Consider the following 14,852-nt stretch of genomic DNA (forward strand, 5'->3'; position numbering starts at 1 on the left):
AGAAGTCGTCGTAATCACCCCGGGTCATAATCGAAGACTGCTTGCCATTGGGAGCAGGCACAGGAATCATCACGTCATTATCCGTGCCGGGTGTGGAATACGCGTGCACCATCCGCTTCACCGAAATACCCGAAGCTTGCGACCAGCCCGTCACCAGCAGATTCTCGCCGAACAACTCGGGCGACAAACGCGGATCATTGTGACTGACGCCATTTGAACGCATTTGATTCAACCCTGCGCGCACCCTTCTGTAGGACGACTCCAGCATCTGCTTGAACGACTCTTTGTTCAATGGATAAAATCCAAACCCCCAGTTGTAATAATCTATTGGCTCCACTTTGTCGGGACCAGGTGGAAAACCGCGTTGTCCCAGACCACCATAGGTGGCGACAGCATACTGGTATTCCACAGGCTCGCCATTCACAAAATTGTGTGTGATCTTCATATTTCTCATGCGGGGCCAGTAAAGCGCAGCATTCTGTCCGTAATTGAACAGATTAAATGGACGACCACCAGCCCGCCACACAGACCGCCAGATCGCAGCAATGCTCTCGACATTGTTGCGCGGGTTGTGCTGGATCGGAAAAACATCTGCGGATGGCTGGCGGGGACCTCCCTGAGACACATATTTGCGCCCATCGTCTGTGCGCGCCATCACCCACACGCCATTGCCACGCGAATTATCCTGCCGATTAAATCGGTTCACAATACCCGACCGATAGGTCGATTGCCACCGTCCGGGATAAGACATGCCGACTTCGGGACCAAAGATGTTGCCGCCATCCAGCGAATGCCCCAGGGTGCCATTATTGCGCATCGACAACCAGAGTTTCCCGCGATTGGTCGTGCGGCGGCGCGTGCGCTGCTGCGCGTCGGCATCGATCACCATATACAATTCCGACGCCCCCCACAGCACCACAAAGGCGAGCAACACCCGCGTAAATTGTTTGAATATCCGTTGCATAAGCTAACTCCTTATTAAATAGCGCTCAGCAATCGGCTTTTCCGCTGACTGCTGAGCGCTGAAAGCTGAGCTTTAGAATCTCATTCTCAAACCAAAGTGGAACTCGCGAGGTGAATCCTGGTACCTCAGATAATCACCCACATCGCCATATTGAATATATTCGGGGTTGTCCGGCAATGGCGTGTAAATCACACCCCATTCCACGTATTCTGACCCCACTTCCACCAGCTGATTATCCACGCGATAGCTGATGTGCGGATCTCTCTGGTTGAAGAGATTAAAGGCTTCGAAGAAAGCCGTTATGCTCGCGCGCCTGTTGAACTTAAATGTCTTCTCAAAGTTGATGTCTGTGCGCGTGTGAATGGGACCATTGTAGAAGCCTTCGCCGCCTCTTTCCGGCGGAGAATAGAAGAACCTGCGACCCGTGAACAGGCGATACACTATATTCAGGCGCAGATTTTCAAACGGGTTGAAGCCCACAAAGCGCGGGCCAAACCTGTCGGGAGAGGAAAACATAAAGGTCACCGTGCCAAAATTGGTTCGGTTCAGGTTGGCGGGCCGGAACTCCTGAGACTGGTTGAGGCGCTGCAACCAGGTCGAGGCACCTTTGCCATCCCAGTTGAGCAGACTGTTTTCCGGATCCAGCGACCAGTTGTTGCGCCCAGCAGCATCTTCGACCAGTTCGAGATGATTGCGCGCCTGGCTACCAAAGGACTGTGCCCGCGAAAAGCGCGTAATACCATCCATGGGCCGCGGGAACTCTTCGCCCGTATCGCTGCCATTGACAATACCGGAACCGGCAACACCTTCGCCAAGAAAATCACCGTCGCCATTGGAATCGTGTGTCCACTCATACCAGTAATGCGACAGGAAGTTGCCATCATTGTCGATATAACCGGCATAGTTCCCAAAGTTCGACGGATTCTTGGTCGCCAGCCTGTCTGGATTGATATAGTGCGACCCGCGAACGCCCGAGTTGCCATTTTCAACCCACTGCACATTGTAGGCAATCGTAAACGCCGTCATGTAGTTGAATTTCTTTTTAACCGACAACTCAAAGCCGCGCGTATCGCGGTTATTCGTCTGCCCCGATGACTGCACGGATCGGTTGTGCTGCAAACCCTGAGACTGCATCCCGTAAACGCCACCGCTGCGGCGGAAGACCTGCTGCTTGTAATACGCCGTTATACCCGCCGTGTAATCCGTGATAAAGTTCCAGTCTGCCCCCACTTCAAAACTCGTGGTGATCAGCGGCTTGATCTTAGGCCAACCCCATTGCCCGGCATCTACGACATCCTGTGTATTGTACAGCTCGGACTCGTCAATCCGACCATTCTGGTTCACATCCAGAAATTCCTCTTCGGTGCGATAGCTATGAGAGAAAATCCACCAGAACTGCTCGATCTGTTCAAACTTGCCAAAGGTGAAGTGCATCGCGCTGCTCTCCGTAATCGGATGCGACACACCCACGCGCGGAGACAAGACATGAATGGACCCTGGACGATAGGTTGGGATATTCTCCACCTTTGTCGGATCGTGATATTTGTAAAATGGGATAAAATACGCTGACTGCGGCATCTCGGTATTCGGGCTCCAGCGCAAACCGCGCAAGCCCACATTCACCACAATCCCCTCAAACTCCATTTTATCCTGGAAATACACGGCGTATTGACGCGGCACCACGCCGATATTGGGATTGTTGAACTGGCTGTAATATCGCTCTATCAAACCCCTGAAGTCATTTTTGTTGCGGGTGAAACCCCAGTTGTCGAAAAACAAAAAGTCAATACCCGTTTTGATGAAGTGCCCTTTGGTCACCTGGCTCGAATAATCGACCTTGAGCTGGTAGCGGTCGCGCTCTGAATTTGTCCAGTTCACCACCGGGCGACCAATGTAAAACCAGCCAGAGTCATTGCCAATACCCGGCTCGACATAGGGCTGATCTGTATTGAAGGGCAGTTCCGTATTCACCTCAGATGTGCGGGAATACGAGAACCGAATTTCGTAAAAGGTGCGCGCCGACAGCGTATGCGTCAAAGAGACGTAATTCAAAAAATCGCGCGTACGCCGCTTGCCCGCTCCCGAGTATTCGGCAGGCACGAAGAGGTTGCGACCAGAAGAGTTCATATTCTTGCGCGAACCCTGTTCAATGCGCCGAATAACGCCCGCGTTATACCGAGAACGATGATTGAACAGAGAACCGTAGTTAAATTTGACGTTGTTACCCGGGCGATACGTCAGCTTGAAATTCGTGCGGTTGTTAGGCAGTGATACCGCCGTGGGGCCGGGAAAAGCCGACGGATTGCGATTCATCGAAGACGTCAGCGTGAAGCCAATTCTTCTCATAATCGGACCGCCCAGCATTGCTTCGCCGCGACCGCCCCACACGCCCGTGTAATCCTGGCGCTCGTGAACCTTGCGCTGAACATCGTCGGTGGCAAACTGAGAATCGGTTATCTCTCCCGTCTGATTGTCGTGCCCCAGAATACCGTCGGGACCGGGATACCACGCTTGCAAGTTCTCCCACTCGGGATTGCCCCACTGCATCCTGCCGCGATGCACGGGAGCTTCATACACATTGTTGCCCCAGTGCTTTTGCCCGGGAGGCGTAATGCGATACTCACCCCTGCCCGTGTACCTCTGACCACCTTCTTTGGTCACCACGGAAACCACAGAACCCGCATTGCCATACTCCGCATTCATCCCACCGCTCAACACGGTCAGTTCTTGCACGGCACTCGTGTTCACGCCTTGAAACCGCGTAAATCCGGCGCGCGCATCGTTATTCACCACGCGCACCCCATCGACCATATACGCCGTCTCCCAGAAATTACCACCGCGAACACTTTCCTCTTCGTCGGGGGTCACGCCCGCCTGCAACTCCACAAAGTCCGACATCTCGCGCACGATCGGCAACGACTCAATCTCTTCTGCCGTAATAACGGATTTACTCTCCGTCTTGTCGTGCTCCACTGGCGGACGCTCTGCAACGACGATCATCTCGTCCAATCCGATCGCTTCTTCCTGCATCTCGAAGCTCACCGTCGTGGTATGGTCAACATTGACGATCACACCCGTGCGAACAGACTTTGTATATCCTACCATAATGGATTCAATATCATAGGTTCCAGGCGGGATATTGATGATGAAGTATTCGCCCTCCTCATCGGTGATCCCGGCGCGCTTCACGCCATCGATATCGATCACTACATTGGCACCGGGCAATGGCTCACCTGTAACCTCAGTAACCCGTCCACTAATTTTACCCGTTGTGGCCGCTTCTGCCAATCCGGTGCTGATCGCCAGAGCGACCAACAGACCCAGACAACACAATAATCGCTTACTCATTTACGACCCTCCATAAAAATGGTGAGTGGGATAGTCCAGTTTCTCATACTGAAGAACTGAATCTCTGTTTTACTCGAAAAAGTTTGAACCGCAATGGAACGCACAAGGCCATTTTTTTATCTAACGCGAGAGAACTGAACCTCTATTTACTCGAAATAATATTTAAAACTCACGCCAGCATCCACTGTCCCTATCGGAAATGCCTTGTTCATTCCCCAAGCGGTCAATGGATTGATCTCGCCAAAAATGAGATTGTAGCGCACGCGAAAATCGAGCCCATAAGAAGTACCCAGCGATCCCTCAAAACCAGCACTGATGGGAATTGTCCACGCTGTTCGCGTATCCTCTGTGGGCACCAACCCGTGCAATAACACCTGGCCATTGTCAATTATGCCGATGTTATCAATCTGGGCTTCTGTTAGATTCTTGGTATCCAGAGAGGAATTCGGATTGCCCGGATACACCAGCGATATCTGCACGCCGCCGCGATCCACCTCTACTGGAATATCGCGATTAATCGGGGCAATCAAGCCACGCACCTTGTGGCTATAATCGTAAAAACCGAGGCCCAAACCCAGATAAGGCGACCACTTGCGGTCGGACATGGTCTCGGCATTTTCTCTGAAAAACCACAGCCAGTTCGAAGCCACGCTATTCCAGGTCATCTCCGAATCGGCTTCGGGACTTGGGACCTGACGACCATCTCTGTATTCGAACGTGCGCCCGGGGAGATTTGAATTGCGAAACTTCGAGTAGTGATACTCCACCTCTGTGGTCAAACGCGGAGAAATCACATAACTCACATTCAAGCCGTACTTCAAATCACCAGCATACCAGCCACTCAAAGGACCTGTTGGCTGATGATAATTCACCAATCCGCCAATAGCCCACAGATCCGCATCGCGGGCATCAACGGAAGATACAGCAAATAAGAAAACCCCGGCATACAAAACTAAAAATCTTTTCAAAAGTGCCTCCTTAGGTTTTGGGTGAACGAAAAAGAGGGGATATTATAATACCGAATAATTGGCAAGACAAGCGATTTATAAGGTAAGCAACAAGCCCAATCGAGCTTCCGGAAAACCATTCAAGACCATGGTGAAAATCGAGAATCCATTGAATTTTAGTGTACGGAATTACATGTATTTCATTTAAAAACAACAATTTATGGAAATTATAAATTCCAAAAACTTATGAAATATAACGCAAAAAATAAGATTCTCTAAATCGCCATATTAAACGTAAGCAAATAGAAATAAAAGAGTTAAAATAACCTTGTCAACGAAAAGTTTGTTAAAATTTGTAACAGGACAAATATTTTGATTTTATAGGACTTACCGATCTTTAAAAAATGACAAGCAAAACCTTCTGGATCGCGGCTAAAAACCCCGCCGCGATGACGGGCATGGGCGAGGCATGCCTCGCCCCTACATTAATGGTAAGATTAACGCATTTTTAAAATCCGATTGATCGCTGCCCCACTCATTTTCCTTTCAAAACGCGGACCGTATTTGGCGACAACGCGCGAGGACACATAAGTTGCGAGCCTCGCAGCCTGAGCCGCATCATACCCCCGGGTCACGGCAAACAAATACGCCCCGGCAAACGAATCGCCCGCACCATTGGTATCCACAGCATCAACCTCAAAACCCGGCGCGTGAACCACATCGCCGCCATCGCAAATCCGGGCACCCTCTGCACCATACGTCAGAGCCAAACCGCCCACTCTTTGGCGCAACGCGTCAAAAGCCTCTTCGGTTGCCTCAGCATCCGTAAATATCCTGCCCTCATCCTCATTGCAAAACAGCATATCCACGCCTGCATCTACCAATGCCGTCATCCTATCCTTAAAAGCAGCCACAATAGACGGATCGCTCAGGGTAAGCGCGACCTTTGTACCGTGCGCCTGCGCCACCTTTTGCGCCGCCTGTGCCGCTTCAAAGCCATCATCTGCTGCAACCAGATAACCCTCGATATAAATATACTGGCTGTCGGCAATCACAGCATCCTCAACCTGCGCCACACCAAACGTACTCGTAATCCCCAAAAATGTATTCATCGTGCGATCTGCATCCTCCGTAATCATCACCAAACACTTGCCCGTAACCCCCTCCCCGCGATGTGAGAGATTGCACGCCACCCCCGCAGTATTGAGATCGCGAAGATAAAACGCGCCATCTGCATCCTCAGCCACCTTGCATCCGTAATAGCCCCGTCCACCACAATTGGCCAGCGCGATCATCGTATTGGCCGCCGAACCGCCCGACGAACGCGCCATCTCCTTCCCGCCCAAAGCATCGATCAACGCGCGCTGGCGATCTCCGTCAATCAGCGTCATCACACCCTTGTCAATCTCCATCGCCTCAAAAAACGACGGATCAACTTGAAACTGAATATCCACCAGTGCATTGCCCAGCCCATATACATCGTATTGACGCATAAACTCTCCTTGTTAAAGTCACACATCAACAAAAAACTCTATATGTCGTTGTACCGCAACATTAAAATTATATTGGTCAACAAAATTCACGGATGCAACCTGTTGGGGGTGCGGGACAAAAAAGTCGTTTCCCGCACGGAGGGCAAGCCAAGCATAATCATAAGCAAGCGCGACAGACCAAAACCAAATCCCCCGTGCGGGGGACATCCGTACTTAAAAAAATCGAGATAAAACTGGATAACCTCTAAATCCAGCCCCTTCTCTCTCGCCTGCGCTCTCAGAACATCGGGACGGTGTTCGCGCTGCGCGCCTGTGGTAATTTCCACACCGCGATATAGAAGGTCAAAACTCCTGGTCAACTCAGGCTGGCCCGGATGACGCATGTGGTAAAAAGGCCGCACAGACATCGGATAATCTATCACAAAAACATAATCGCACCCCCAGGTTTTGCGGATATATTCACCGAGCAAACGCTCGCCCTTTGGATCGAGATCGCCTTCTCGCTCTGGCGCGTGGCCCTGGTCGGACAACACCTTCAATGCCTCAGCCATCGTAACCCGAGGAAAAGGCAATTCCGGAACCGCGAGTTCAACACCGTAACTTTCGGCAATAGCATCACCATATTTTTCTCGCACTGTACAAATGACATGTTGTAGCCATGCTTCTTCAAATGCCATCACATCCTCGTGACTATCAATCCATGCAATCTCGACATCCACACTGGTAAACTCCGTTGTATGGCGCGAAGTAAATGAGGGATCGGCGCGAAAAACGGGTGCAATCTCAAACACGCGATCAAAACCAGACGCCATCGCCATCTGTTTGTAAAACTGGGGCGATTGCGCCAGATAGGCTGTAGAATTGAAATACGGCAGCGCGAACAACTCAGCCCCTGATTCACTGGCTGTACCCATCAGTTTGGGAGAGTGAATCTCAATAAAATAATTCTGCATCCAATACTCGCGCATCGCCCCTTCAACAGTAGTTTGTATCTCAAAAATCAACCGATTGCGCGGAACGCGAAGATCGAGATGCCGCCAATCCAGCCGATGGTCAATACCCGATGCACTTTCGGAAAACGGATCCAGAGGCAACGGCGATTCAGCTACATTGACAACACGCAGTTCCGCAAGCTGAATTTCAACACCACCCAGGCGAACACCTGGATTTTCTACAACGCGTCCGCTTATAGTTACCGCCGATTCTCGCGTAAGAGCAGAAACCCGCTCTGCCAACGCCCCTGTCTTTTCATGCACGACCTGTACACTTCCCGTTCGATTTTTCACAATGAGAAACTGGACATACTTCTGATCGCGCAGGGCATGCACCCATCCCTGGAGGGTAACGGTTTGACCGATGTATTTGGACAGTTCAGACATTGCTATGTATCTCATGACAAACTCCTTTTGGTTTCAGGCACAAAAAAAGCCCGTTGTCACATCTTTTTGACAACGGGCACTTTACTCTAAATGCTGGCACAAAACGACCTATGCCGGTCCAGCCCGTCGCCGGATCGGATTATTGTCGTCATTATTATTTTCTTCAAACTCAGCGATTTGGAAATAGCGTATATGCATGGTAGTTATCCAGTTTTTCTCCCGCCAAAAACAGCGAGTTCAAACAGCTTGAAATAACAATCTACATCTGAAAAACCAATGGCTCTGAGCCAATCGCATTGATCTTCAACAGACGCGAGAATATTCGCCTGCTTATCATCGCGATAATAATAAGCCTGCGCAATTTCATCGCGCGATGCTTCCGGGTCTCGCTGGGTAACAGAATCGTAAAGCGCATCAATAAAGCGATCTGCAAAACGCGACTCAACCCACTTCGACGGAGAGCGGACATGCTCGACATTGACAAACACGCCATTGGGAGAAAGCAGATCAAAAATCTCGCCATAAACCTCGCGCTTGCGCGCATCGCTCTGGTGATGAATTGAAAAACCCGATACAATCGCATCATAAGGCGCGTCATCTGCAACCAGATTGAGCCAATCGGACGTCGCATAATCCCCAATAACAAAACGATGCTGTGAAGCCGTTCCACCAAACCGTTTCCGCGCAGCCTCGATCATAGCCTCAGAAAAATCCACAAACACGCCGCGTGCATCCGGGTGGCATTCAATAACCGCGGCACCGAGTATGCCATCCCCACACCCCAGATCCAGCACGGCATTGACCCCGTGGTCATCCGCATTGATCACCCGACACATAACCGCAATCTGCTCATCGGACAACGGAATTGCCTGCCGAATATTCTTGAGATATTTCTGCGCCAGATCCCGCGCCTGCCAGGCTGTATCCTTCCGTTTACTCATAAATTCAATACCCCACTGCCAGACCATCCTTACGGGGATCAGAAGCCGCGCAATAACCGTCATCCAGTTTATAAATAAGTTGCCCCCCGCCATATCCAATAGCCGATGGAACCTGGACATCGTGCCCGCGGGCGCGAAGATCATCCAGCACCCCCGCATCCACACCGGGTTCAATCCCCACACTCAAACCCCCAAAAACCTGCCATCGGGGCGCATCGCACGCAGCCTGCGGATTTTGACCATAAGTAAAAATCCGAATCATCATCTGCGCGTGACCTTGCGGCTGCATATGCCCCCCCATAACGCCGAACGACATCACGGGTTGGCCCTCCCGAGTCGCAAACGCCGGAATAATCGTATGATACGGCCTCTTGCCCCCATCCACGCGATTGGGGTGGCCCTCCGTCAAAACAAAACCCGCACCTCGGTTCTGCATACTAATACCCGTATCCGGAATCACAATACCAGACCCAAAACCCATATAATTGGACTGAATAAACGAAATCATCATCCCATCTTCATCCGCCGCCGTGAGATAAACCGTATCCCCACGCGGCATGCCAAAAGCGGGCATCCCCGCCCTTTGTAGATCAATCAACCTCGCGCGCTCAGCCAGATAATCTGGATCGAGCAATTGCGCGAACTCAATATCCCTCGTACCCGGATCAGACACATACCTGTGCGCATCTGCATACGCCAACTTCATCGCCTCAATCTGAAGGTGCAAACTATCTGCCGAATCAACGGCATACCCGGACAAATCCCAATACTCCAGCATCCCCAGTGCAATCAACGCCGCAATACCCTGACCATTTGGCGGAATCTCGTGCAACGTATAACCCCCAAAATCCATCGTCATTGTATCCACCCAATCTGCCCGATGCGCTGCCAGATCTTCTTCTGTCATCGCACCGCCAGTGCGTTTTGCATGCGCAGCGATCTTCTCCGCCAAATCCCCCGAATAAAAAACCTCTCCTCTTGTCTCCGCAATGCGCTCAAGCGTACGCGCCTGCGCTTCGCACACAAATTTCTCCCCAATTTTCGGCGCACGTCCCCCGGGAGCAAAAGTCGCCATCCAATCGGGCATATCCCCGTAATTATACACAGCCTGTGCCCAGCTGTATCCCGTAATAGGCGAAACCACAAAACCATCGCGAGCATAGTGAATTGCGGGTTCAAACAACGCCTCAAACGGCAACACGCCAAACCGCTCTGAAAGCGCGACCCACGCCGAAACACAGCCGGGCACAGTCACGGCATCCCAACCGCGCTGGGGCATCACCGAATGCCCGGCAAACAATTCGGGTGACCACGCTTTTGGGGAACGCCCCGATGCATTGAGACCGTGTATTTGCTCACCATCCCACAAAATGCAAAACGCATCGCTACCTATACCATTCATATTGGGCTCGACAACCGTAAGCGCCATAGCAGTCGCCAGAGCAGCATCTACGGCATTGCCACCTTTGAGCAACATCCGCAACCCCGCCTGAGCGGCCAGCGGTTGAGACGTCGCAACCACATTGCGCGCCATAACTGGCATGCGTTGAGAAGAATACGGAAAAGACCAGGATAACTCGGGCATAAGTCTGCATCTCCTATATCAGTTCAAAGTGATTCCTTTTATCACATCATTCATCAAATCATCGCCATCAACAGATACGCGCAACGGCTCCGTGAAATTCAGCCGATACCCATTGGGATCTATCACAATAACCTCTCGCGCATTCCACGGGCGATCGTGTGGACCGGAAACCTGGACATTGCCATCGCGTCGCACCCGATCGGCAATCGCGTCAACCGACTCGCGCAACACCGTAAAATTGAGTGTAACCCCCGCACCCCGGGTGCTTGAAATCAAAACATTTGGCCCCTCCTCCATCAGAATCAAATCCGCATGGGGTGCCCAGCGCAAATGCGACATAATCGGATCTCCATGGGCACCCGGCATCTGCGAAATCAGAGAAAAACCGAGCGTATCGCAATACCACCGCGTAGATATATTGAGATCGTGAACCATCAGAGTTGTATAGGACGGCATCTGGTAGTCGAAATCGGATTCCACCTCGCATGTCCTTTCTCCCCGAAGGGGTAGCTAACCACCAACAAAAAAACCCGCCGAAGCATCTTCAGCGGGTTCGTTTTTTCAAGACTATCATTTATACTCAAGTCTGTCGTCTCATTTTGAACCCGCCAATAATATTTTTGTCATTACCCGTGAAAACCGCGAGATCAATGCCACTTTCCGGGCACACATGGCCGGTGGCACGAATAAATGATGACATCTGCACGGATGCACTAATAGCGCAATTATCCATCATTTGCAGGGTATTACACTGGTGGGTTACAAAAATCATACTTATACTCTCAACTATATCTGCGAATAAAACTGAACGGTGCAGAAGATATATCGGGGACACAGTAAAGTCAAGCGAGTTTTTTGTGTTGGTCTCTAACTAATTTAACCTTCAGGAGGCTTGCGATGAAAAACGAGATCTGCAAACGCGCCCGTCACCTTACTACCCGTATTATCTGAGTCAGACATAAGATACACGCGCACAACTTCTGCGGGCTCTTCATCGGGATAAAAGCGCTTGAAATCCCTGTAAAAATTGCGCGACTCCCCAACCCATTGATTCACATTTTGATCCCCGCTCTCGGCAACAATGCGGTACCACTTAAACTTGAAAAATCCCAAAACAGACGTCACCTGTGTCAGCGAAGTCTCTTCGGGTATGGTCCGCGTCCAGAGATAGGCAACCTCCCGCAGCTTCCCCCTATTATTGAGAACAGAAATACCGATCTTAGCTGCAAAATCATCACCCGATTTCTGAATTTTGCCTTTGCGGTCCGCCGTATCGCTATCATCAATTGTATTGCTGACCCGCCAGCGCCATGAGATATAGGGATACTCAGTTGCAGATATGAGATCGTACTGCCCCTGCGCCTGTTCGCGGACATCCTTCCCAAAGCTCCTGGGTGGTCGGTCACAGCGCTTGATCCAATCCTGACTACGATCAACAGCCAACGCCGTGCCATTCTTTGTCGGCACCTGCCAGAAAAGCGCCGCCGCATGATCGCTGCGAATCGCAAACACCCCATCTCGATGTTGCCCCGTAACATTCTCGCCGCAATCGTCCCAATCGCGTCTCAGCCAATCGCCTCCCATATCTACGGCAATGCGATCCTGTGCTTGCACAACACACGGAAAAATGACAAAAATAAAAAAGCCTATCTTTAAAAAAATATTGCGAATCATAGATACCTTTTGTTGAAATAGTGAAAACTAATTAAAACCGATCTTCGCGTGTGAACCAAATTCACACCTGTTGCGAAAACACCACATGTAAGCGCGGTTTTAACGGAAGTTTCATCCATTATACGCACAAATGCAATTTTCATACCAATAAAAAAGCGCGGCGGGAAAAAACCCGCCGCGCTTATGCGTTCAAATGGCAAATCGAAAACTACATCTCTGATGACTCTTCACTGTGATGCTCGGACTTCTCCTCCGCCTCAGATTCCTTTTTCATCTGATCGCGGTCTCCACCTCGGCGACCTCTGAAACCCGGACCACCACGACCTCTGAACCGGGGACCATCATCATCTCTGAAACCCGGACCACGGCCTCTAAACCCAGGTCCCCCGCGACCTCTAAAACGGGGACCATCGCCATCTCTGAACCCGGGACCCCCGCGACCGCGAAAACCCATGCGCCCTCCTCGTCGCCTCTCACCGAGCTTCTCCTTTTGTTCGGCGGTCAGCAAATTTTTAACATCAATATTATGCTGAATTTCGCGCGCCATAATCTTCCCCTGCGCCGCCGTCACCGCATCGACCTTAGCCTGAATATCCGAAGCCGATGGATTGTCCTGCTTCCGAACCTCACCCAAATCGATTCGCGCCTTCTGGTGTGCCGCGCGCAAATCGACCATCGCCTTTTGATGGGCAGAACGCAGATCAGACATCTTTTCCTTCTGCTCATCCGTCAACTCCAGCGCCGCCATACCACCGCGCATACCGCGGCGTTTGCCTCTTTGAGCGTCTGCGTTGACACTTCCAATAACACCAATCGCAAAAACACCGATAACTGCGTAGATAATTTTGCGTTTCATGATACCAACTCCTCATAGTTAAACAGCAGTTTCCCAGCATGCTGTCTGTTTGTAGTAAAAAATCGAACAACCCTCGGCTGTGTTCAGGCCGGCATCTGCTCACAACGCGAAAGTCACGAATTATGGTGGTCCTCGGCGGGAACCGGGTGGACGGTCTCCCGGAGGACCGCGGCGGCCGCCACCTCGGCCGCGGAATCCTTGACGTTTGTTTTTTTCTTCAAATTTTGCAAACTGCTCAGGCGTGAGAATCGTCTTCAACTTCTCGCGCAATTTTTGCTCCTGCGACCGCATATCTTCGCCAATTTTTCGGCGCATCGTATCAATCTCGCGCCGATGTTCCTGAAATGCAGCCCGCACAGCACTCTTTTGCTCATCCGACAAATCGAGATCACGACCCATTCGATCAATCATGCGGTTGTAATCATAAGGACGGCCACGCGCCCCAGGTGGACCGGGGGGACCGGGTGAGCGCAAAAACTTGCGCTCGACAATAGTACCACACACCAGCCCCAGGGCAAAAATGCCCATAAATAGAAGAACGGCCTGTGTGCGAGGTGAAAACGAAAACATGATAGTCCCTTTGCAGTCGTTTACTCGGGATAGATAACCAGGCTATCGGCTTGCACCTCCGACAGCACCATCTCAGTTTGCGAATCGAAATAGTCGGACACCGTATTTGCCTCGGTATCTCCATTATCGATTAACACCATAAAAATAACAGCAGCGGCAGCGGCCAATGGCACGAGGCGTTTGCCCGCCCAGACCAGACTATTCCAAATACTCTCTTCCCGAATCTGTGCCTGAACGCCATCCCACAACCCCGGCGAAGGCACCATCGGACGCTGGCTCAGGCGTCTCTGCACATGGCGAAGCAAATCGTATTCAGCGCGAAACTCAGCATCGTTTGCTATCCGCGCCTCAATTTCGCGCACATGCTCCGCAGGTAAATTACCGTCAACATAGAGCAACAATTTATCGCGATCAGTCATATCTCCTCCCCTTGCCATTCGCGGTACAGCGGCATAAGCAAATCGCGTAAACGCGCCCGTGCCCGCGAAAGCCTCGACTTAACAGTGCCGACAGAAACATCTAAAACATCGGCGATTTCCTCTTGAGAAAGATCCTCTATATCTTTCATAACCACCACCGCGCGATGCTCGGGCGACAGGTAATCGAGCACCTTCTGAATCTCCTCGCGCAAACCAATGCGCTCAATATCATTTTGCGGTTCATCCGTACCCAAAAACCGATCCAGTGCCATATCGCTCGCCTCTTGCATCCCCTCAATAGAAACCCGGTCGGGCCGCCGTTGCTCGCGCTGGGCAAACGTGAGACAAACATTGGTGGCAACGCGATACAAATACGTATAAAAACTCGACCGCCCCTCAAACTTTCCCAGTGCTTTATACACTCTAACAAACGCCTCTTGCGCCGCGTCTCTCGCTGCTTCTGGATCACCGAGAATCGAACACGACAGACCGTAAATTCGGTCTTCATAACGTTCAACCAGATAGCGAAAAGCCTGCACATCGCCCTTTTGGCATTGACGAATCAGATCTCGTTCATCAAAATCAGCCATTTTATTTTTTCCTCTGATTCGTCTATTCTATCCGTTTCGCAGGATTAGACCACCAGATCAACACCCGCGTTCCCTATAAAACAAAA

General features: G+C 51.1%; 13 protein-coding genes. All 13 read right to left on the minus strand.

Annotated elements, in window-relative coordinates; translation table 11 throughout:
• Positions 1-964 (minus strand): hypothetical protein (locus OXH16_04075; GenBank protein MCY3680548.1); only part of this gene is annotated, 964 nt, incomplete at its 3' end.
• Between the two features lie 72 nt (positions 965-1,036).
• Positions 1,037-4,312: a TonB-dependent receptor gene (locus OXH16_04080; protein ID MCY3680549.1), complete on the minus strand. Its 3,276-nt coding sequence runs from the start codon at positions 4,310-4,312 to the stop codon at positions 1,037-1,039.
• Positions 4,313-4,458: 146 nt separating this feature from the next.
• Entirely contained in the window at positions 4,459-5,280 is an 822-nt protein-coding gene (locus OXH16_04085; protein ID MCY3680550.1) for a hypothetical protein, read from the minus strand.
• A gap of 476 nt (positions 5,281-5,756) precedes the next feature.
• On the minus strand, positions 5,757-6,752 hold the full coding sequence (locus tag OXH16_04090; GenBank protein MCY3680551.1) for an adenosine kinase: 996 nt from the start codon (positions 6,750-6,752) through the stop codon (positions 5,757-5,759).
• Between the two features lie 86 nt (positions 6,753-6,838).
• Positions 6,839-8,146: an aspartate--tRNA(Asn) ligase gene (gene aspS / locus OXH16_04095; protein MCY3680552.1), complete on the minus strand. Its 1,308-nt coding sequence runs from the start codon at positions 8,144-8,146 to the stop codon at positions 6,839-6,841.
• A 188-nt stretch (positions 8,147-8,334) separates the two neighbouring features.
• Positions 8,335-9,072: a class I SAM-dependent methyltransferase gene (locus OXH16_04100; protein MCY3680553.1), complete on the minus strand. Its 738-nt coding sequence runs from the start codon at positions 9,070-9,072 to the stop codon at positions 8,335-8,337.
• Between the two features lie 4 nt (positions 9,073-9,076).
• Complete coding sequence (locus tag OXH16_04105) at positions 9,077-10,657, minus strand: gamma-glutamyltransferase family protein (GenBank protein ID MCY3680554.1); 1,581 nt, start codon at positions 10,655-10,657, stop codon at positions 9,077-9,079.
• An 18-nt stretch (positions 10,658-10,675) separates the two neighbouring features.
• Positions 10,676-11,137: a VOC family protein gene (locus tag OXH16_04110; protein ID MCY3680555.1), complete on the minus strand. Its 462-nt coding sequence runs from the start codon at positions 11,135-11,137 to the stop codon at positions 10,676-10,678.
• 396 nt (positions 11,138-11,533) lie between these two features.
• Entirely contained in the window at positions 11,534-12,331 is a 798-nt protein-coding gene (locus tag OXH16_04115; GenBank protein MCY3680556.1) for a DUF3047 domain-containing protein, read from the minus strand.
• 208 nt (positions 12,332-12,539) lie between these two features.
• Entirely contained in the window at positions 12,540-13,187 is a 648-nt protein-coding gene (locus OXH16_04120; protein MCY3680557.1) for a periplasmic heavy metal sensor, read from the minus strand.
• 120 nt (positions 13,188-13,307) lie between these two features.
• On the minus strand, positions 13,308-13,757 hold the full coding sequence (locus OXH16_04125; GenBank protein MCY3680558.1) for a hypothetical protein: 450 nt from the start codon (positions 13,755-13,757) through the stop codon (positions 13,308-13,310).
• A 20-nt stretch (positions 13,758-13,777) separates the two neighbouring features.
• Positions 13,778-14,176, minus strand: a complete 399-nt coding sequence (locus tag OXH16_04130; GenBank protein ID MCY3680559.1) for a hypothetical protein — start codon at positions 14,174-14,176, stop codon at positions 13,778-13,780.
• Positions 14,173-14,766: a sigma-70 family RNA polymerase sigma factor gene (locus tag OXH16_04135; protein MCY3680560.1), complete on the minus strand. Its 594-nt coding sequence runs from the start codon at positions 14,764-14,766 to the stop codon at positions 14,173-14,175. The genes OXH16_04130 and OXH16_04135 overlap by 4 nt, the downstream gene beginning before the upstream one ends.
• Positions 14,767-14,852 lie beyond the last annotated feature (86 nt).

The organism is Gemmatimonadota bacterium (assembly GCA_026705765.1).
Taxonomy (GTDB): domain Bacteria; phylum Latescibacterota; class UBA2968; order UBA2968; family UBA2968; genus VXRD01.